Source organism: Rhodospirillales bacterium (assembly GCA_023898785.1).
Taxonomy (GTDB): Bacteria; Pseudomonadota; Alphaproteobacteria; order Micavibrionales; family Micavibrionaceae; genus TMED27.
Window position 1 is genome coordinate 298,129 of sequence record CP060239.1, and the last position, 19,808, is coordinate 317,936.

Annotated in this window: 18 protein-coding genes; 10 read left to right on the forward strand and 8 right to left on the reverse strand. The window is 49.5% G+C overall.

The window, feature by feature from the left end; genetic code table 11:
• Nucleotides 1-74 precede the first annotated feature (74 nt).
• Nucleotides 75-926 carry a hypothetical protein gene (locus tag H6859_01600; GenBank protein USO05926.1) on the forward strand — a complete coding sequence of 284 codons (852 nt, stop codon included), beginning with the start codon at nt 75-77 and terminating at the stop codon, nt 924-926.
• Here H6859_01600 and htpG read toward each other — a convergent pair.
• A complete protein-coding gene (htpG, locus tag H6859_01605; GenBank protein ID USO05927.1) occupies nt 923-2,851 on the reverse strand; it encodes a molecular chaperone HtpG in 1,929 nt (642 codons plus the stop codon). The genes H6859_01600 and htpG overlap by 4 nt on opposite strands.
• An 86-nt stretch (nt 2,852-2,937) precedes the next feature.
• Nucleotides 2,938-3,546, reverse strand: coding sequence for a pyridoxamine 5'-phosphate oxidase (gene pdxH, locus H6859_01610; GenBank protein USO05928.1), 609 nt, complete (start codon nt 3,544-3,546; stop codon nt 2,938-2,940).
• Between the two features lie 128 nt (nt 3,547-3,674).
• Here pdxH and H6859_01615 point away from each other — a divergent pair, with 128 nt between their 5' ends.
• The 4 genes from H6859_01615 to H6859_01630 all read left to right on the forward strand — a co-directional run bounded on the left by H6859_01615 (nt 3,675) and on the right by H6859_01630 (nt 9,395).
• Complete coding sequence (locus tag H6859_01615) at nt 3,675-4,151, forward strand: glycine zipper 2TM domain-containing protein (protein ID USO05929.1); 477 nt, start codon at nt 3,675-3,677, stop codon at nt 4,149-4,151.
• A 349-nt stretch (nt 4,152-4,500) separates the two neighbouring features.
• A complete protein-coding gene (locus H6859_01620) occupies nt 4,501-5,811 on the forward strand; it encodes a type II secretion system protein (protein USO05930.1) in 1,311 nt (436 codons plus the stop codon).
• 32 nt (nt 5,812-5,843) lie between these two features.
• Nucleotides 5,844-8,117 carry a type II secretion system protein gene (locus H6859_01625; GenBank protein ID USO05931.1) on the forward strand — a complete coding sequence of 758 codons (2,274 nt, stop codon included), beginning with the start codon at nt 5,844-5,846 and terminating at the stop codon, nt 8,115-8,117.
• A 15-nt stretch (nt 8,118-8,132) separates the two neighbouring features.
• On the forward strand, nt 8,133-9,395 hold the full coding sequence (locus H6859_01630; GenBank protein USO05932.1) for a type II secretion system protein: 1,263 nt from the start codon (nt 8,133-8,135) through the stop codon (nt 9,393-9,395).
• Nucleotides 9,396-9,451: 56 nt separating this feature from the next.
• Here H6859_01630 and H6859_01635 read toward each other — a convergent pair whose 3' ends face one another.
• Nucleotides 9,452-10,810: a hypothetical protein gene (locus H6859_01635; protein ID USO05933.1), complete on the reverse strand. Its 1,359-nt coding sequence runs from the start codon at nt 10,808-10,810 to the stop codon at nt 9,452-9,454.
• Nucleotides 10,811-10,979: 169 nt separating this feature from the next.
• Between H6859_01635 and fabI the strand changes: the two genes are divergently transcribed.
• The 3 genes from fabI to aroC all read left to right on the forward strand — a co-directional run bounded on the left by fabI (nt 10,980) and on the right by aroC (nt 13,500).
• Complete coding sequence (gene fabI / locus H6859_01640) at nt 10,980-11,840, forward strand: enoyl-ACP reductase FabI (GenBank protein USO06656.1); 861 nt, start codon at nt 10,980-10,982, stop codon at nt 11,838-11,840.
• Nucleotides 11,841-11,947: 107 nt separating this feature from the next.
• Complete coding sequence (locus H6859_01645) at nt 11,948-12,409, forward strand: hotdog fold thioesterase (GenBank protein ID USO05934.1); 462 nt, start codon at nt 11,948-11,950, stop codon at nt 12,407-12,409.
• Between the two features lie 20 nt (nt 12,410-12,429).
• Complete coding sequence (gene aroC / locus H6859_01650) at nt 12,430-13,500, forward strand: chorismate synthase (protein ID USO05935.1); 1,071 nt, start codon at nt 12,430-12,432, stop codon at nt 13,498-13,500.
• Here aroC and H6859_01655 read toward each other — a convergent pair.
• Complete coding sequence (locus tag H6859_01655) at nt 13,495-14,394, reverse strand: tetratricopeptide repeat protein (protein USO05936.1); 900 nt, start codon at nt 14,392-14,394, stop codon at nt 13,495-13,497. The two genes, aroC and H6859_01655, sit on opposite strands and share 6 nt — an antisense overlap.
• Before the next feature lie 424 nt (nt 14,395-14,818).
• Here H6859_01655 and sppA point away from each other — a divergent pair, with 424 nt between their 5' ends.
• The gene (sppA, locus tag H6859_01660) at nt 14,819-16,654 is read left to right on the forward strand and encodes a signal peptide peptidase SppA (GenBank protein ID USO05937.1); all 1,836 of its coding nucleotides are present in this window, start codon (nt 14,819-14,821) and stop codon (nt 16,652-16,654) included.
• 284 nt (nt 16,655-16,938) lie between these two features.
• Nucleotides 16,939-17,367 (forward strand): IS200/IS605 family transposase, encoded by a 429-nt coding sequence (gene tnpA, locus H6859_01665; GenBank protein ID USO05938.1) that lies wholly within the window; start codon nt 16,939-16,941, stop codon nt 17,365-17,367.
• A gap of 76 nt (nt 17,368-17,443) precedes the next feature.
• On the opposite strand, the gene H6859_01670 is transcribed toward tnpA, so the two are convergent.
• The 4 genes from H6859_01670 to H6859_01685 all read right to left on the reverse strand — a co-directional run bounded on the left by H6859_01670 (nt 17,444) and on the right by H6859_01685 (nt 19,415).
• Nucleotides 17,444-18,154, reverse strand: a complete 711-nt coding sequence (locus H6859_01670) for an HAD-IA family hydrolase (protein USO06657.1) — start codon at nt 18,152-18,154, stop codon at nt 17,444-17,446.
• 93 nt (nt 18,155-18,247) lie between these two features.
• Complete coding sequence (locus tag H6859_01675) at nt 18,248-18,478, reverse strand: hypothetical protein (GenBank protein ID USO05939.1); 231 nt, start codon at nt 18,476-18,478, stop codon at nt 18,248-18,250.
• Nucleotides 18,479-18,588: 110 nt separating this feature from the next.
• Nucleotides 18,589-18,957 (reverse strand): hypothetical protein, encoded by a 369-nt coding sequence (locus H6859_01680; protein ID USO05940.1) that lies wholly within the window; start codon nt 18,955-18,957, stop codon nt 18,589-18,591.
• 167 nt (nt 18,958-19,124) lie between these two features.
• Nucleotides 19,125-19,415, reverse strand: coding sequence for a GIY-YIG nuclease family protein (locus H6859_01685; GenBank protein USO05941.1), 291 nt, complete (start codon nt 19,413-19,415; stop codon nt 19,125-19,127).
• Nucleotides 19,416-19,808 lie beyond the last annotated feature (393 nt).

Genomic DNA, 19,808 nt, shown 5'->3' on the forward strand with positions numbered 1-19,808 from the left:
TTTAAAATTATGTGAGTTTGGGTTTGGCGGTGCGGTCAATTTTAGCACTTTTTGTAGTATTATCAATACTTTGGGTGCCGATTCATGTGCGCGCGGCGGCGGCTCCCATTGAAGAGTCTCCGGGCTGTGATCCTGAGTTTTGGGATGTTTTGGAGGCGCGTACCTGGCTGGAGGGGCAGCGTGAGGTCGAGGCGGCTTCGCGTCTTATTCTCAAGGCTGATAGTGTCTTACAATATACTTGTTTTAATGACCGGATTAGTGAGTTGGCTTCGGCGGCTGACTGGATTTTTAGTGATCGGGTGGTTGGCGCTCCCTTGTTTACAAACCATCCGATGTGGAGGCAGCGGCATCCTCCGCCACCAGGGGTGGCCGGAGCTTCGCCTTTTACGCCTATTTACCTTGGTCCGAATGGCCCTGATCCGCCGGGAGGGGCGTTCACGGCGCTTGAGCTTGACAAGCATTTGAACAATCTTGTGCGTGGGCCGATGAATACCTATCTCGGAAATAATTTTAATCATACTTATGGTGGCGGTCTTGGGCCGGTCGGCGGGGTTTGTATGTCGATGAACACTGTATGGAATTTTCTGAGATGTCAGGATTATGATAAGGATCTGTTTATAAGCCTTAAGGATATGCCAGGGAATGATCCGCGAACTTTGCCTTATACTTGTCCGAATGCCGGGGCGAGAACGGCGAAGTGGAATTTGAATTTGCTCAAGGCGTTCCCGCCGCCGTCTCTTCCGGCTGCGCTGGGGGGGATGGATTTGAAAGAGCATTACAATAATCGAATGAATAATAATGGCGGCTGCAGCGGTGCGTTTCCGATTTCGACCGGGGTTGTTGTGAAAATGGGCGGAGGGAATCATCCTGATGCTGTTTGTTCTATCCCAGGGTGTTCTTATGATGGAAGCGGTGGTTGCTTCTAATCCAGCCCTTTGCTTATAAAACCGGCCATACGGCGGGCGAAGGCGCCGGGATCTTTTACGGGCTCGCCCTGGATGATTTTGGCTTGATCAAAAAGCAGGAGGCCTGCGTTTTTAAAGTCTTCCGATTTTGCTTTGAGTGTTTCCAGCTTTTGAATGAGGGGATGTTCGGCGTTGATTTCCAGCACAGGTTTTGACGTGCCTGTGTATTTTTGATGGATCTTAAGGACGCGTTCCATATGCATATCGACGCCGCCTTCGGGGGCGACGAGGCACACGGGAGAATCTGTCAGGCGGTTTGAAATGCGTACCTCGGAAACATCGTCTTCGAGCAGTTTTTTAAGGTTTTCAAGCAGGTCTTTATGTGTTTCAGTGCTTTTTTCGTCTTTCTTTTCGTCTTTGTTTTTGCCCAGGTTAATGTCGCCTTTGGTGACGGATTTAAAACTCTTTCCTTTGTAATCGCTTACATTTTGTAGCCAGAAATCATCAATGGTGTCGGTGAGGAACAAGACTTCGATGCCTTTGGCTCTAAAGCCTTCGATTTGCGGAGAGTTTTTAAGGGACTGCAAATTTTCACCGCTGATATAGTAAATATCTTTCTGATCTTCTTTCATGCGCTCGATATATTCATCGAGGGATGTAAATTTTTCGCCCCCTCCTTCTTTAGAGTCGTGGGTGGAGTAAAAGCGGCAGATTTTGAAAATGGCTTCACGGTGCTGCTCGGCGTCATACAGCCCTTCTTTGATCGCCGGGCCGAATTGTCCCCAAAAGGCGCTGAAGCCAATTGAATCATCGCGGGAGAGCTTATCAAGATCACTCAAAATATGTTTGGTTACGGCGGTGCGAATGCGCGTAATGATTGGGTTATATTGTAGAGATTCGCGGCTGATATTGAGAGGCAGGTCTTCTGAGTCTATAACACCGCGCACGAAGCGCAGCCAGGGATAGGTCAGGCCTTCGACATTATCCGAGATAAACACCCGGCGCACATATAGGCGCACGGCATTCTTGCGTGAAGGGTCGTACAGATCCCACGGGCGTAAGGTTGGGATAAACATCAGGGCGGAGAATTCGATCTTGCCTTCGGCGTGCCAGTGCGAGGTCATGAGCGGTTCGTCAAAACCGTGGGTGATGTGTTTATAAAATTCGTCATATTGTTCTTTGGTGACGTCATTTTTGGAGCGTGTCCAGATGGCGCTGGCTTTATTTATCGGCTGGCCTTCGCCAGTATCGGTATCGGTGGGGCTGCCGAGGAAGATTTTAAAATCGATATGATCTGAATAGGTTTCAACCGTTTGTTTAATTTTTTCGTTGATGAGGAATTCGGCTGCCTCGTCTTTAATGTCGAGAATAATGGCAGTGCCGCGATCCCCATCGAGCCGCGCTTCTTCGTCCTTGGAGGCTTTGCGGACGTTAAAGCCGCTCGCGCCGTCGGATTCCCAAACCCAGATCGATTTTGAACCGGCTTTGCGGCTGATAACGCGCACATGGCTGGCGACCATGTAGGCGGCGTAAAAGCCAACACCGAATTGTCCAATCAATTTAAGGGGATCGCCGCCGGATTTTTCTCCGGCCTTCATTTTTTCCATGAGGGCGGCTGTGCCGGATTTGGCAATTGTGCCGAGATGGTCGATCAGTTCGGATTTGCTCATGCCGATGCCGTTATCGACCACGGTGAGTGTGCGGGCGTCGGTGTCTTTGTAGATATGAATTCTAAATTGCGGATTGTCGGCGGTGAGTTCCGGTTTTTCAATGGCTGCATAACGCAGGCGGTCGCAAGCATCGGCGCTGTTGGAAATGAGTTCGCGCAGGAAGACATCATGATTGGTGTAAAGCGCGTGGGCGACGATATCGAGCAGGCGCGAAACATCGGCGCTGAAACTGTGGGTGTTGGGCGATGGGTCTTGGGTTTTGGGCTGGGCGTTCATCTTTTTACTCTCTAAAAAACGTCATGCCCGTTTTATACGGGCATCCGTATTTCCGCACAAGGCGGGGATGACACATAATTTGTGCATCACGGGCACATCCAATGTGCATCCCACTGGCCGTCCTTGTTTTTGCGATAAATAAAACGGGTATGCAATCGGTGTTTGTTCGCAATCCAGAATTCGATTGAAGTCGGATTCACGCGGTAGCCTTTCCAATATGGGGGCCTCGGGATTTTATCCAGATTTGTGAATTTCTTGACGAATTTTGCGACTGCATTGTCCATGTGGTTTTCATCGTCGAATGTTTCGGATTGCTGCGAAGCCCAGGCGCCAATCTGGCGTTCTTTCGAGCGCGTGGCGAAATATTCGTCCGTCTCTTCATCGCTGACGGGGCGGATCGTGCCTTCTATGCGGATTTGTTTGCGGGTGGATTTCCAATAAAAGCACAGCGATGCATAGGGGTTTGCTTCCAGTTCCTGACCTTTGCGGCTGGCGCCGTTGGTATGGAATTTAAAGCCTTCATCGCTGATGTCTTTAATCAGCACCATACGGTTTGAGGGGCGGCCACGGGCATCGGCAGTGGCGAGATTAACGGCTTCTGGGTCGTTGATTTCACTTTTTGTGGCTTCGGCGAGCCAGTCTTTGCAAAGAGCGATGGGGTTGGGGCCGTATTTCTCTATGATCTTATTGCTCATTTTTATTCGCTCTTTTTTTGATTTTTATCAAAGGGTTTCTATTTTATAAACGTATAGTGTCTTGCATGTATCTAAATACGATATATGCTGCGTGGATACGAATCGCAAGATGAAGAAAGGCGAAGACTATGAAGAATTTATTTTTAATTCCTTTGGTGCTGGTGGCGTTTGTTGCGAGCGGTTGTGAGAACATTCAAAATAGCGGCACGAAAGAAAAAATCGGCGGCGTGTCCGGCGCGGTTGTAGGCGGTTTGTTAGGGTCTAAAGTTGGCGGCGGGAGCGGCCAGCTCTGGGCGACCGGTGCGGGGGCTTTGCTTGGTGCGTTCATTGGTAGCGAGATTGGCGCATCTTTGGATAAAGCGGACCGCGTTATGCTGGGGCAGGCCAATCAACGTGCGCAAACGGCGCCGATTGGTGAGTCGGTCTCATGGAATAATCCTGAAAGTGGGAACTATGGTACGGTAACGCCTGTGCGTGACGGGCAAAGTTCTTATGGGCGTTATTGCCGTGAATATGAACAAATGATCTATGTCGGCGGGCGTCAGGAAACGGCTGTCGGTACAGCATGTAAGAATGATGATGGTACGTGGGAAGTTGTCAGCTAGTACCTGTCTCTTGCTATCCTTATTAAAGTAAAAAAGCTGCCTCCCATGAGACAGCTTTTTTATATTTCCCCTTTGAAAATTATCATATTTACAATTTGATAAGTACAAAATTTACACATTGAGAAGATTTTGTGTTGGTTGCTGTAATTTTTTTTGAATAAAAAATCATTATTTATCAATGTGTTATATTTTTATTTGTTATCAATATAAAATTTTAACTAATTTTAACTAATTTTTGCTAGTCTTGGTAAGAGAGGGAAAATTTGTCTGCCTTGAGGTATGTGGAATCAAATACGTATTTAACGTTGTAGATGAATACGGGTGAAAATTAAGAATATGGGGCGTAACTTTGGATAACAAATTTTTACAACACAAGATTTTAAAGTCTGAAAACGGTTTCACACTGATTGATGTTGCGGTTGCGTTGTTAGTTATTGGTATATTGGCCGCTCCTCTTGTTCAGCAATATCGTATTTGGCTTTTGACATCGAAGCAGCAATTGACGGCGGGCAGAGCTCAAAATGCAAGAGATGCCATTGAGCAATATTACTTTGTGAATAACCGTTATCCTTGTCCGGCAGACCCCAGACTTGGTCCTAGCGATGCTGATTTCGGCGTGGAATTGCGCGATTTTGGCGGAACCGGGCAGTGTGATACGAGCGCAACGGCGCTGGGTCCTTTTACAGTTACATCGGCTTTGGATGCAGATGGCGTTGGCGGTAATGATCCGGTTTATATGGGGATGCTCCCTTTTAAGTCATTAAGTTTATCTCCCCATGAAGCTCTTGATTCCTGGAATAATAAATTGACTTATGCAGTGTCCGGTTTGCTTACAAATGAGGCTACATTTGCCGGCATATTCGGTGGTATAACCATCCGTGAAGATTTTGTGATGCGGCATCCTACAGTGCTTGACGCAACTGCAGATCCTGCGGCGGATAATGTTTGTACGGATACAAGCCTGCTTGTTCCCGGCGCGGTTCCACCGGCTCAGGTCTATGGTCCGGTTAATAATGTTCATTATGTCATTTTCTCACATGGCAAAAATGGCAATGGCGCGTATTACAATGCTAATAACGCTGCGCCTGCGCGAGCGTGTGATATGGCCGCTGCAGATGCGGAAAATTGTAACAATATCACGAATAACGAGGCGACTTTTCTTTATGATACCTGCCAATCCTCGAGTGCGAGTGATGCGAATAACTATGATGATATTTTTGTTGCCAATAATATAACGCTTAGCAGTGCGCCATTTGCAAACTGGAATCCTGCTGTGGACCAGCAAAATGCAGGGGCGCCGACTGGATTTTATGGCATTAATAACGCTCTGCCGGAAGCGGAGCTTGATGTTATCGGTAATGTTCGCGCCAGCCTTGATCCGTTAGATTCTCAAGAACTGGGCCGTTTGTACTCTCATCAGTATTGTGACGGGAACGGCGGAAATTGCATGAAGCCCGAGGCGATTGCGGGCGAAGAGCCTGATATGCGTTGTGGTTTTTCAGGTACGGCTATGAGGGGGGTCGCTCATAATCAGGTGCGTTGCAATATTGTTGTGCAAACCTTGAGTTCGGCGACATGTCCGGGGGCGCCAGGACCCCAGCAATATGTGACAGGTTTTTCAGCGTCTGGGCAACCTTGTTGCAATAACGTATGTCCTTAAGAGAATTGAGTAAAAAAATGTGGAGAAAGCAAATGAATGTGCAAACTAAAACAACTCGCAAGCCTTCTTTCCCGGCCCGCTACAGCGAGGGTGGTTTTACGATTGTGGAAATGGCCATTGTCACCATGATAATAGGGCTGGTTTTCGCTGCGGCTTTTCAGTTGCTTGAGCAAAGGCAGCGTTTTGTTCGCGCGGAAAATACGAAAATAGCTGTTTCAAATGCGAATGTAGCCCTTGCAGCATTTGTTAATAATTTTGGGCGTTACCCTTGCCCGGCTTCTTTGAATGCAACGCGGGATAATAATGGACCTCTCTACGGTGTGGAGAGTGATTGTACAGATACTGGGGCTGTTGCTGCGGGTAGCAATGTTGATGCGGCGCTTGGTTATGCCGTTGTTACGGGCGCGCGTAATATTGCGTATTTCGATCGTTCGACAGTGCCGCCTACGCGGGTTCCTGCTGCCGGCATTGCGCCTGTGCGGGTGCGTATTGGCGCTTTGCCATTTAAAAATCTGAATTTGCAGGAGGGGCAAGCTTATGATGGCTATCAGAACCGGTTGCTTTATGCTGTTGCCGAACCGCTGGCCGTTGGAAAAACATTTAGCGCCGGGGGAGGGGTCATTGATGTGCAAAATGAACTTGATGCATCTGTTTTACAGCCGCAAGCCTCTGCGCATTTTATTATTTTAAGTGCTGGTGAGAATGGTGCGGGAGCTTATGGTTATGAAGGACGTAGAGCTGCCTGTCTGGGGACAAGCGAGGAATCTCAAAACTGTGATTTCGATGTAGATGCGATTTTCCGTGTTGCAGAGACCGGGACGGATAATAACGGCGCGGCCGCTACTTATGATGATTTGGTTGTTTATGCTCTTGATGGGGATATTCCAATGTGGGAGCTGGAAGGTGCAAATGATGATGCCATCCTTAAAACTGTCGGGGATATCGGTATTGGCAGCGTTGTTGCAGCGAATAACCCCGGTGAAGATTTGCAGGTTGACGGGACTTTGATTGTCCGGGACAATCCGGGTACGTCAGAGCTTGAGGGAAAGGTCGAATCTGAAGAGATTTGTGATTTTACCAGCGGGAGCACAACATGCTTCAAATCTGAGGTTATTGCCGGTGATCTATCCCATGATCAGGGACTCATTTGTGGTCCAGGCTTGTTTATGACAGGAATTCAAAATGGCGCTCCGGTTTGCACTGATGAGGTCATTGTGACGTGTCCTGCCGGAAAATTTGTTACGGGGGTTGATTCTGACGGAGGGCTTATTTGTGATGCTACGCCGCCACCGTCTTGTCCTTCCGAGAGTAAAAATCTGTGTTCAGGATCGGGACTTCTTCCTAGCGCCCCGCATAATACAATAGAGACTATAACCGTATCGACTGCGCCGACGAATCCAGGCGGGACGCGCAGCGCCAAGTATAGATGCAATTCCGGGGTGTGGGAGTATCAGTCCTCTTGGGGAGATCCGTGTAATTGTACGCCTGTTATCGACCCCGTTGTTGTGAATTCCAAAGCGTCTTGTCATGATGGCAACAACTGTAACGGTAGTTTTACCGGACATGTTGTCGTGACTTCAACAACGGCCTGTCCGAGCGGTCTTTCGACGCAGGTAACAGACCGGTCTGGTTGCGGGTGTTTGACCGGGACGAAGATTACGCCTGTAGGGTGTCCGTCTGGTTTTAATAAGGGGCGCAAGATTAGAAGCTCGACTTATGTTTGTAATGTCAGCGGAGACCTGACGCGAGGGGCATGCACTTCGCCGACACCGGCGGCCGACGATCCTGATGATCCTTGCCGTTGTGAGCCTGTTCCTCCTTTTCTTTGGGCTTATGCTCCTTGCCCTCTTGGTTTGAAGGCCCTTAATGATAAAGGCATTCCACAAAACGCGGAATTCGAGTGTAGTGGCGGTTCGGATGCTCCTGGAGCATGGGTCATTTATCCGAATAAGAACGATCCTGCGGTTATCGCTCAGTATTGTTCATGTTCTGTACCGCCGCCTTCTAATGTAACGCGCAGTGATTGTCCGCCCGGGTTTTCCGGTGAGCGTACCTACACGATTACAAAGACGTGCGATATTCTCCATCCGTTGGATCCGCCGACTGTGACCGAGGAGATTTATAAAGATGATTGTTTGCCTGATGCTGTGGGCATGGGCAAGTGGGAGGTCGTGGGGGGGGCGGCTGGCGCTGTAAGCCCAGTTGTTCACGTGGGGGGGACATGTATTCTTGGTACTGATTCGCCGCCTGCCAGGTTATGTAAAAAAGTCCATGGTCATCATGTTAAAGCTTGTTTGTGCCAATAATGAAAAGGAACGATCATGATTTTGCGTAGGGGTGAAAATATAATTTCGCAACAGAACGGCTTTACGCTTGTCGAGATGGCTATCGTTTTGTTGATTATCGGCTTTGCCATGTCTGCTGTCGCTATCGGCCTTGACACGTATAACCGGGATTTACGTTCCAATAAAACGCTTGAATCTATCCGGAAAGCGAATGAGCAGTTGGTATACTTTGCAAAAATTTTCGGCTATCCATGTCCGGCGGATCCCACGCTCGGGCCGGGTGATGCCATGTATGGGCGCGCTGATTGTAACGTTGCGAATGGGAATATTAAAAATGTTTTGGGCCGCGACAATATGAATGTTAGAGTTGGCGCGGTGCCGTTTGCCGATCTTGCTGATTTTTCTGCAAATCTCGCTCTTTCGAACGAAAGATATGTTGAAAGTGACGGTTTTGACGGCTGGGATAATTATCTGACATATGCTGTTACTTTCGATCTTACCGACGAGCCCGGCAGGCCGCCTTTTGATGAAACTATGGGCGCTATTTGTGTTGTCGATGAAAATAATAGGTCGTTGCTGGATGAAGCCTGCACAGCGCATGCCGTTGTTATTTCCCACGGCGCTAACGGACTTGGCGCTTACGTGCGTTCGGGGGTTTCGGCGCCGGGCGAGAGTTGTATTGATCTTTTATTGCCTGCTGCGGATCAAGCTGATGCTGCTAATGATCCCTCGCCGAATGAAAAAGAAAACTGTGATCATCAGATCGGCGGCGCCCTCGCAGATGCCAAGTTTGTTGCAGGGGTTTGGAATGAGTCGGATGATGAATCCTATGATGATGTGCTGCGTTTTATAATTTTTCAATCAAGAGAAATATGGGCGCGGGGCGGTGATCTCGTTATCCCGTTTGGCGACCCGAATGACCCTACAGATGATATTCGCATTCCGCGTGTTTCGTCTGTGAATGATGGCGCTATCGGTATTGGTCTGGACGCCGGAAATACCCCGCAGCAGGCGCTGCACCTTCAGGGCGATCTTCAGGCAGACCGTGTTTATGTGGAAGAGTTGTGCGATGTTTCAGGTGGTAATTGTTTTGATCCTGAATTGATTGGCGGGGATGTTGCTGATATGCAATGTCCTCCAGGTCAAGTGGTTCAGAAAATTGGTCGCGTTAGCGCGGGTGCAGATCCTGGCGTTGTATGTGTAAATCCGTTTACGTCCATGCCTTTTACGCAATGTCCTACCGGTCAGGTCGTTATTGGTGTTTCCAGCGTAAGCGGTTCGATATGCGGGACGTTATAATGGCGTTATAAACAGTATAAAAGCCGCCTTTTGATGGGCGGCTTTTGTATGCGTTGTTATGATCCATTGTTTAAAATTTCGAAGGCATTTTTGTAAGGTGCGTAGGTTTCGTCTTTGCCAATCAATTCTAATGCGGCGGTTGCAGTCAATATCTGATCGCTGCGACGATAAGCGATGAATTTTCTATTTAGTTTTTTTATATCGCGCCATTTTATTTGCGAAAAGCTTGCTTCGAATGCGTTGTCGATTATTTCCTCTTCAGCGGTGCGGCTTTCCTTAAACAAGCGATAGGCGTTTTCAGCTTCGATGAGCGCTGGGGCGCACCAGCCCAGTGGTCTTCCTTTTAACAGAGCGCGGGTTTGTTCGCGGGCTTTTTGTAAAAACAGGGCCGGGTTATTTTGTTCCTCCACGGCTTCACGCACTTCGGCAAAGGCTCGTTTGCAAGCGCGGATATGGAGGCGTTCGCTGATGGAATCTTCTGTGAAGGGATTGTATATTTCGTTATTTTTTAGTGGCACTGGCGTCATATTAAGCATTTCGGCGCAGATATGGGCATAGGAACGAATGTGAGGGGTGTCAGACCCATACACGGCAGCGCTGAGGATGTCGTTTTGGCTGGTTCCGGCCCAGGCCATTTCCTGGGCGCCGTAGCAGAATCTGATCCATTGGCGCAGGCTAATATCATCATAGGTGTTGCCGATTTCTTCGGCCATGTAGTGGGTGTGTTCAAGCGGGCCGGTTTTGGGCGGGATTTCATCTTTCAGGTCTTTATAGACGACATTGATGCCATCGGCGGCGAGGGGAAGAGGGTTTTTTTCGGGCTCAAAATATAGTGAAGGTGTGGTGGAGTATTCGCACAATGCTTTGAGGAGGGTTCGTAGCGTTCCTTTTTCGCCACTGCTTTCCATGATCATGACGGCAAAGGCTTGTCCTTTGAGATGTGTGCGTAGAGATTCGCTGGCGGGGGAAGACGGCGTTTTTTTCTGCTGTTTTTCGTTGCCAGGAGGATGGAGCAGGCCGAGGTAAGCATGGATGGCTTCGAAGGCGGTGCTGTAGCCTATAAATTTACAGGCTGTATTCAGGTCTTCAAAACGTTCCAGATCGTGTTGGTTGATGAAGCATGCAGCGATCACGGAGTGTTTTTTGAGTATGCCCAAGGCTTTGCTTGATTTATGATCTGCAAGCGCGGCAAAAAAACTGTTTTGCGGGTCTGTAGAGAGTTTTTTTTCGATGCGGTAGAGGAGCTTGGTTCCTGCGGGATGTTCACGCAGCTCCCGTTTTTTGGCTTCGAAGGCGGCTTCTATATCACCATCAGCATAAGGGATAAAAGTGATGTTTAAATCTTCGAATTCACCCATGATGCTACGGCGCAGGGCGTTGAAAATATGCTCGGTAGCGGGCAAGGGGTCATTCATGAGATATAAATGCGGTAGCGAGTGAAAATTTCGATCTTGGTGATATTATCAGGAAAGGGCCATGATACCAAGGTGGTGATTTGGATGAGGGCTGGACGGATACTTCGAAATGTGTAGGATGCTGCTATCGTAAATTTATTCAATATTATTGATGAAGTGAGTAATGACTATGGATGCACAGAATAATTTTCTTAAAGGCAAGCGCGGGTTGATTATGGGCGTGGCGAATGATCGTTCGATTGCCTGGGGTATTGCCGAGGCGGCGGCGCAGAGCGGTGCGGAGCTGGCTTTTACCTATCAAGGTGAAGCGCTGGAAAAACGGGTGCGTCCTTTAGCAGAGAAGATTGGTGCAAAGATTGTTGTGCCGTGCGATGTAACCGACGAGGCCAGCGTGGATGCGGCTTTTAAGGCTATTGAGGATGAGTGGGGGCAGGTCGATTTCGTCGTTCATGCGATTGCGTTTTCCGATAAAAATGAGCTGGATGGATTGTATCTGGATACGACGCGTGAGAATTTTATCCGCACGATGGATATTTCCGTTTATTCCTTCACAAGCGTGGCGCAGCGGGCGGTGCCGCTCATGAAAGAGGGGGGATCGCTCATTACGCTGACCTATTACGGGGCGGAGCGCGTGATGCCGCATTATAATGTTATGGGCGTGGCGAAGGCCGCTCTGGAGGCTTCTGTGCGGTATCTGGCCGCCGATCTGGGGTCGAAGAATATCCGCGTGAATGCGATTAGCGCCGGGCCGATTAAAACGCTGGCGGCTTCGGGAATTGGCGATTTTCGCTATATCCTGAAATGGAATGAGTTGAACTCACCGCTCAAGCGTAATGTAACGATTGAGGATGTGGGGCGCAGCGGTTTGTTTTTGCTGTCCGATTTGGGTAGTGGCGTAACCGGCGAGGTGCTTCATGTGGATGCGGGCTATCACACCGTTGGCATGTGCAGTGTTGACAGCGCGGCGGAAACCGGTGAGTTGCTGGCGTCCATTGGGCCAAAGAAAGATAGTGGTGAAGAAGCTGCTTAGTTTTTTAGTCATTGCGAGGAGGGCTTGTAGCAGCCAGATGCGGCAATCTATACCCTCTGGAGCACAAGTGGATTGCTTCGCTACGCTCGCAATGACGGAGGAGGAAAATGATCTGGTTTAAAGATTATACACTCGATTATCTGGAAGGGCTGCGCAATGCCAATATGGGGACGCATATCGGGTTGGAATTTAGCGAGGTTGGTCCTGATTTCCTAAAAGGCCGGATGCCGGTGGATGAGCGCACAACGCAGCCTTTCGGTATTTTGCATGGCGGAGCAAGCTGTGTGCTTTCGGAAACGCTGGGCAGCGTGGCGGCGTGGATGACGATTGATCCCGATCTTTATCGTGCTGTTGGCTTGGAAATTAATGCCAACCATGTTCGCGCCGTAACCGAAGGGCATGTGATTGGGGAATGCCGCCCGCTGCATATGGGCCGGCGGACTCAGGTGTGGCAGACCGATATCACCGAAGAGGCTACTGGCAAGCGCGTGTGTATTTCACGGATTACCGTCGCGGTGATTGAACAAGGGACGTTGAGCGCGCAAAAAGAAGCTGTTCATGTCGGCTAGAGCGGGTTAGAGTAACGGCTATGACAGGTAATCGTTTCGGAACATTATTTCAGTATACAACTTTTGGTGAGAGCCACGGCCCGGCGATTGGCGTGATCGTGGACGGTGTGCCGCCCCGAATCGCGTTAACACCTGAGGATATCCAGGGATTCCTTGATCGCCGCAAGCCGGGGCAATCGCGCTTTACCACGCAACGCAAAGAGGCCGATAGGGTAGAGATCCTTTCCGGCGTGTTTGAGGGCTTAACGACCGGTACGCCGATTGCTCTGCTGATCCGTAACACAGACCAGAAATCCAAGGACTATGATGAGATCAAAGACAAGTTTCGTCCCGGCCATGCGGATTTTACTTATGCTGAGAAATACGGCATTCGCGATTATCGCGGCGGCGGGCGGTCTTCGGCGCGGGAAACCGCTTGCCGGGTGGCAGCTGGGGCTGTAGCGCGTAAGGTGCTGGAGGACCAGATCGGAGGCAAGATCAAAATCCGCGCCGCTGTCGTGCAGATCGGTGAGAAAAAGATTAACCGTGATCGCTGGGGTTGGGATCAGGTGGAACAAAATCCTTTGTGGTTGCCTGATGCCGAGGCTGTACCGGAGATAGAGGCGTATCTGGACGGCATTCGCAAAAGCGGGTCTTCTGCCGGGGCGCTGGTCGAGGTGCATGCGAGCGGTATTCCCGCCGGTCTTGGCGCGCCCGTGTATGACAAGCTGGATGCGGATCTGGCCAAGGCGATGATGAGCATCAATGCGGTCAAGGCGGTGGAGATTGGCGCAGGTTTTGAGGCTGTTTCTTTGCGCGGCGAGGAAAACGCCGATGAAATCCGGTCCGACGGGTTTCAGAGCAATAATGCGGGCGGCATACTCGGCGGAATTTCTTCCGGACAGGATATTGTTGTGCGCGTCGCGTTCAAACCGACCAGCTCGATCCTTACGCCGCGCAAGACCATCGATATACACGGCGAAGAAACCGATATCATCACCAAAGGCCGCCACGATCCATGCGTCGGGATTCGCGGCGCACCTGTTTGCGAGGCGATGATGGCCTGCGTCCTCGCCGATCACTGGCTCCGCCACAAGGCCCAGTGTTTATAGGGCGCAGTCTTTGGCCTCGTGGCGCAGAGTAACGGTTTGCGCCGTTGCCTGTCTTATTCCGTCTGGAACATCACCCATTTCCAAAACTGTGCGGCCATTTACGGGGGTATAAAGTTCAGGATGCGCGTAAAGGGGGTTCAGCATTGCCGGCCATGTGCGTTCTGCAAAAATATCGCTTTCAAAACGATGAGCTAGCTCTAACATGTTTTCTACACTCTTTTCGCCGTATTGCTCTTTCAGGATTGGCAGTAGCGGTTCCTGTTCGAATTTACATGCGAGGAACAGAATAATTTGTGGAATGGATGCTCTATTGTTTTGCATCTGTTCCTTTATAATCTTTTGGCATGTGCTTTTATCATTTTTTAGCCATGCCACTTTGGCTAGCCCATAATATGCCGGGGAGTTATGCGGATGATGTTGGAGCGTGGTTTGTAAATAGCTCTCGGCCTTGTCGAAATTGCCACGCTGCATTTCAAGGTTGCCAAGCGAGTTGAGGGCCATCTCGTCATGCGGATGATGTTGGAGCGTGGTTTGCAAATAGCTTTCAGCCTTATCAAAATTGCCACGCTGCATTTCAAGGTTGCCAAGCAAGTTGAGGGTTGGGGCGTTATGAGGATGATGTTGGAGCGCGGTTTGTAAATAGCTTTCTGCCTTGTCAAAATGGCCGCGCCGCATTTCAAGTTTGCCAAGTGAGTTGAGGGCATAGGTGTCATGCGGGTCTATGTTTAAAATCGATTTATATTGTGTTTCGGCGTTTCTGTCTTGTCCGAGAACTCTGTATATATCCCCCAGTGTTTGACGTGCTTTTAAATCATCTGGGGTCAGGTCAACATGTTGTCTGAATATGGCTTCTGCGTCTTTGGTGCGGCCATTACGGAATAACAATGATCCCATATATGTTCGGTTTTGGGGAATTTTGTGAAGGTTTTGCTCCTGATAAAGCTGGTAAGCGCGCCATAAGCCATTTTTCTCGTAATATTCTTGAAATTTTATAAACGCTTTAGCTTGTTGATTAAAAAAGGATCGGGCGGTTTCTGTGAGCGAGCAGAAGTATCGTTCCTGTCGGATATTTTGCCGTCTTCTTTGTCTATGACCCCTAATGCTCATTTTCTATGCCGTTATTCATTTTTGAATCTTTTTAGAATCCGCAAATCGTTATGTCAATAAAAATAAAATATCCCTATTCGTAAAAATCCTGTTCAAAAAGCTTTTCGTCATGTTTGGCGGACGGTATAGTTTTTTCATGTCACGACGAAATTTTAGACAGCATCGACCGTTTTTTTCTAACGCTATGCCGCGTGCGGTGGCACAGCCCAAAATGCAATGGAAGATTTTACCGATTCTGTGGCTGGCGCTGAAGCGTATGGCGATGGGGATTGGGTTTCTGGTTTTGCTCAATTTATTGGTTGCACTGATTGTGATGCCTGCCTTTTTGCCGAAGAAGGCTGCGGCACCTTCGCTCCCCAGTGAAATGGTGTTGTTTATGAAGTTTGAGGACGGTTTGCGCGAGTTGCCGTCTCCGCCGAGTTTTGCCGATCCGTTTGCAGGGGCATCGAGTGCGACGGTGCATGATATTGTCAATGCGCTGGATTATGCGCGGGAAGATGAGCGGGTAAAGGGCATTATCGCGCGGATGTATGCCGGGAATTTCGAGTTTTCTAAAATCACGGAAATCCGCGCGGCGCTGAAACGTTTTCGTGCAACCGGGAAATTTGCGCATATCTATTCCTCTTCCTATGGTGAAGGCGGTGGCGGTTTGAGCCGGTATTATCTGGCTTCGGCTTTTGACGAGATTTGGATGCAGCCTTTGGGCGTGGTGTCGATTCCGGGCGTAGGGCTGGAGGTGCCGTTTGCACGTGGCACGCTTGATAAACTTGGCATCAGTCCGCAATTTTTTCAGCGTAAGGAATATAAAACGGCTTATGAAAGCTTGACGAATAAGGCTATGAGTGCGCCGAACCGTGAAGAGTTGGGCGCGATTGTTAATGACATTCGTTTTGAAATGCTGGAGCAGATTCCTGCGGATCGTGGAATGAGCGAGGCGGCGTTCGAGAAGCTGGTGAATAAGGGATTGTTTACGGCGCCGGAGGCGGAAGAAGCTGGCCTGATTACGCATGCGGATTATGGCGATGTGCTGCTGGATAATGTGGCTGAGCTTATAACCGGGGAGCGCGATGCAGACGGGCTTGAGCTGATTGATCTGAAAGATTATGGCCGGGTGATGGAAAAGAAAGCCCATGGTTTGATGGTCGGCGAGAAGGCTAAAGTGGCGCTCGTTTATGCTGTTGGGGCGATTATGCCGTCTGGAGACGGTGGCGGTTTTGGCGGTGACGGTATTGCGGCGGCTGATGAAATTGCTCCGGCGATTTTGAAGGCGTCGAAGGATGAGGATGTTGAGGTTATTGTGCTGCGGATTGATAGTCCTGGCGGATCGCCATCTGCGTCGGAGAGCATTTTGCGCGCGGTGGAAAAAGCCCGCGAGCGCGGAAAGCCGGTGATTGTGTCTATGGGTGCGACGGCGGCTTCCGGTGGATACTGGATTGCTGCGTATGCGGATAAGATTTATGCATTGCCGACGACGCTCACCGGATCGATCGGCGTTGTTGGCGGAAAATTCGCACTGGGTGATCTGTTTGGAAAATTGGGTGTGAATTGGGAAAAGATTCATTGGGGCAAGAATGCAGGTCTGTGGTCTGCCAATACGCCGTTTAGCGCGAGCGAGGCAGAGCGGATCAATGCGATGCTGGACAATGTATATGACAATTTCATTGCGCGTGTGGCCAAGGGGCGGGGCATGGAGAAGGACGCAGTGGATAAGGTTGCCGGTGGACGCGTGTGGACCGGGCGGAGAGCGCTTGAGGCCGGGCTGGTGGATGAGCTTGGCGGTTTGGAGGATGCTTTGGATTATGCGGCCGAACTGGCGAAGGTTGAAAGCCGTAAGGATTTGAATGTTGTGGTTTATCCGAAGCCGAAAACACCGCTGGAGCAGATTTTGGAATTGCTGGATACGCAAAGCGGCGTGATTTCGCAGATGGGGCGGGCGGCTGCATGGCAGGAGCGGTTCTTTGAGGCGGCGGAGCCTGCTTTGGAGTTGTTGCAGGTGCATGAAAATCCGCAAGACTATATTGTTTATGAGGCGTTGCAGATTCGCTAAATTCTGCGATAAACGGTCTGCAAACTACTCTCTTTGAATAGACCTGTTGCAAAAATAGGTTAATTTAGTAACAAGCCTATTTGTGAAAATATTAAGAACAACCACCTTCAGATTTGATGAAAACAGGTTGATAGTCGTCCGTGACATCCATACACATGCAAGGCGTTAAATTTTTGCCGCTCTGGGCGAATTGTACGCAAGGGGTGCTTATGCGGTCCGTAGGACAGAACACCACGGGTTTACCCGTGGATGAATGAGCCCGGAGGCGGTATGTTGTTTCCGTTATGGAAGTTATTACGACTGGGCACAGCGCTTACCGCCTCGAATATCACGTGGTTTGGGTCTGCAAATACCGCCGGAGGGTCCTGAAGCCTGGTGTCTGTGCATACGTGCACAGGGTTCTTCTCAAGCTGTGTCGAAGTATGCCCGGCGTCACGATAGAGACGATTGGCTTTGGTCAGGATCACCTGCATATGGTCATGGTGATACCCCCGAAATACGCAATAGCGTCTGTTATGGGCACGATGAAAAGCCAATCGGCGAGCGCCTTGCACAAGCGGTTTGATTTTCTTGCCAAAGTTTACTGGAAGGAAAATATTGTGTGGTCGCCGGGCTACTTCGTAAGCAGCGTAGGCGTTGATGAGCACGTTATTCGCCGTTATGTAGAACGTCAAGGACACCGGGATTCAGGTCAATTCCGCGAGGAATTGTAATGCGCAAAGCGCGGCGCAGCCCCATAGAACCACGGGTTTACCCGTGGGTATCTATAGTGGAGCTGATGTTCGCTAATCACGCGGCGCGCTTTTTAAATATGCTTTCCAATATGTCGTGCATATCCTGATAGGTCATCAGGATGTGGTTCTGGCCGTAGCCTTTCTCGATGATGGCGGCGGCGGCGTTCAGACCGTATGAAAGCGGGATGATGGGGCAGGGCAGGAGTTTTTCTGCGTTTTTGACGGCGGCGACATCTTTGTGGCGGTCGCCGATATACCAGACAACATCTTCGGCGTTTAAGTTTTCTTTGATGTGATCAAGGGCTTGTAAGATCGGTTCCGGGTTGGGTTTGGATTTGCGTATGTCTTCGCGGAAAATCGTGACCGGAAAATAGTTGTCGAGACCGAATCTTTTGACAATTTCGTCGCCGTAGCCCTTGCCCAGACCGTTGCTGACCAGTGCCATCGGTATTTCACGGGTTTTAAGGAATGAGAGTACAGAGTAAATGCCGGGGCAGGGCTCGACCAGTAATTCAACAGGTTTGCGGCGCAGTTTATGGATGGCTTTGTGGACAATAATTGATTTGGGCGGTTTGATTGGCTCATCGGGTTTTTCGAGCAAAAGCGGCCCTTGGGCTTTGCGTTCAAAGAGCCATGTCCACAGACGGGATATCTTGAACACAATGTCATCGAGCCATTCCATGACCCCGAGCAGGCGCGGGTTGAGATGGCGCACTGTGGTGCCATCCATGTCGAAAATTACGACGGTAGGTCTGGGAAGAGACATCATGAGATTTAACCACAGATGGACACGGATAAACACAGATTTTCTGTTTTTTTCATTGTTTTTCGTTCTTTTATTCAGGGATTAGACACGCCCTCAAGGGGGAGGATGGAGTGTTTTTATGAATGCGGCCTGGCGGCGTAAAAGCTTGCGCAGTTCTTGCATATCGGCGGTGTATAGGCCGGATTTTAGGGCGTTTTGTGAGACTGCTGCTTTGCCTTCGGGCGTTTTGGGGCCGGTGGCTTGGTTAAATGGACGGTTCTTCAGGCAGTTTTCGGCCTGGGCTTTACGGCGTTTTTCCGGCCATGGGCGGCGGGTTTGTGTCATTTTAATATCCCCTCACCCCAACCCTCTCCCCGAGGGAGAGGGGGTAAAGGAGGGTGGCATCTCTCTCGAGGGAGAAGGGGTAATGCGTTGTTTTGTATATTTTTTTCGAGTTAATCATTTTGTTTTTCGATTTTGCGGGGGTAGGGGGCGGTGTTGAGCGCGTTGAGCGTGCTCATGTAGTCGATTGCGGCTTTTGATTTTACCGTATCGGTGCATTGTTTTTGGATGCGCAGGGCAAAATGCATCCATTGCTGGACGGTTTCGGGAGAGCGGGAGTCGAACCGGCCTGCGACTTTCTGGTCGAGGATGGCGGTGAAAAGCCGGTCGAGGATTTCGGCCTGGCGGGCAAGCAGGGCAGGATCGTAGCCGCTGATCAGCAGGGGATCGTCCAGCGCGTCTTTGAGAGCGGCGATGGCTTGGGGTGTTTCTTCAGGCGGTGTTTGGTATTTCTGTCGAAGTTTTTCTAGTTCAATATCCATGAGGGGTATAATAGGATATTATTCCTATTTTGTCAAGGGGGTTTTTAAACGCGGAGGGGCGGAGGCACGGAGGGGTTGGATTGCTTCCCCCGGATCAAGTCCTGGGCCGCAATGACGAAAAAGATAGTTTGTTATTGCGAGGAGGGGCATGGCCCCGACGCGGCAATCTATGATGTTATGTTGTCGTATAGATCGTTCCATTCAGGATTGATGCTTTTGATCAGATCGATTTTCTTTTTTCTTGATCCGCCTTTGATTTGCTTTTCTCTGGCAATGGCGTTTTCCATGTCGTCGAAGATTTCGAAATAAACAAGGGTTTTGCAATCGTATTTGGCTGTGAAGCCTTTGGTGATTTCGTTTTTATGTTCGTAGATGCGTTTGGGAAGGTTTGAGGTGACGCCAGTGTAAAGAGTGCCGTTCTTGTGGTTGGTGAGGATGTAAATGGCGAGGCGTTTCATGGGAGTGATTTTAACGCGTCATTGCGAGGAAGGCTATAGGCCTGACGAAGCAATCTATAAATGGATTGCCGCGTCGGCGTTTCACGCCTCCTCGCAATGACGGAGGTAAGATTTATTGATACTGGTCTGTGGGTACGTAATAACGTAATTTTATTGCTACGCTTTTTCCGGCTTTGAAGGTTTTTTTGTGTAAGGGATTATAAGCCCGCTATCAATTAATACAGAAGTTTCATGGCACTTAGAGCAAAATAATGTTCGTCTGATTTGTAACCTTGGTATCCTTGCAAAAAAACTTGTCTGCTTTTGCAATGAGGGCATCTTAGTTTTATCCATTGAAAATATGTTGATTGGAATTTTTCGGATGTCTTTTTGCCATAGAAGAATATTAAGTAA

Coding starts and splice junctions, on each gene's coding strand:
- htpG (USO05927.1), bottom strand. CDS start 2,851: ATGAACGCCCAGCCCAAAACCCAAGACCCATCGCCCAACACCCACAGT.
- pdxH (USO05928.1), bottom strand. CDS start 3,546: ATGAGCAATAAGATCATAGAGAAATACGGCCCCAACCCCATCGCTCTT.
- H6859_01615 (USO05929.1), top strand. CDS start 3,675: ATGAAGAATTTATTTTTAATTCCTTTGGTGCTGGTGGCGTTTGTTGCG.
- H6859_01625 (USO05931.1), top strand. CDS start 5,844: ATGAATGTGCAAACTAAAACAACTCGCAAGCCTTCTTTCCCGGCCCGC.
- H6859_01630 (USO05932.1), top strand. CDS start 8,133: ATGATTTTGCGTAGGGGTGAAAATATAATTTCGCAACAGAACGGCTTT.
- H6859_01635 (USO05933.1), bottom strand. CDS start 10,810: ATGAATGACCCCTTGCCCGCTACCGAGCATATTTTCAACGCCCTGCGC.
- fabI (USO06656.1), top strand. CDS start 10,980: ATGGATGCACAGAATAATTTTCTTAAAGGCAAGCGCGGGTTGATTATG.
- H6859_01645 (USO05934.1), top strand. CDS start 11,948: ATGATCTGGTTTAAAGATTATACACTCGATTATCTGGAAGGGCTGCGC.
- aroC (USO05935.1), top strand. CDS start 12,430: ATGACAGGTAATCGTTTCGGAACATTATTTCAGTATACAACTTTTGGT.
- H6859_01655 (USO05936.1), bottom strand. CDS start 14,394: ATGGGATCATTGTTATTCCGTAATGGCCGCACCAAAGACGCAGAAGCC.
- sppA (USO05937.1), top strand. CDS start 14,819: ATGCAATGGAAGATTTTACCGATTCTGTGGCTGGCGCTGAAGCGTATG.
- tnpA (USO05938.1), top strand. CDS start 16,939: ATGGAAGTTATTACGACTGGGCACAGCGCTTACCGCCTCGAATATCAC.
- H6859_01670 (USO06657.1), bottom strand. CDS start 18,154: ATGTCTCTTCCCAGACCTACCGTCGTAATTTTCGACATGGATGGCACC.
- H6859_01675 (USO05939.1), bottom strand. CDS start 18,478: ATGACACAAACCCGCCGCCCATGGCCGGAAAAACGCCGTAAAGCCCAG.
- H6859_01680 (USO05940.1), bottom strand. CDS start 18,957: ATGGATATTGAACTAGAAAAACTTCGACAGAAATACCAAACACCGCCT.
- H6859_01685 (USO05941.1), bottom strand. CDS start 19,415: ATGAAACGCCTCGCCATTTACATCCTCACCAACCACAAGAACGGCACT.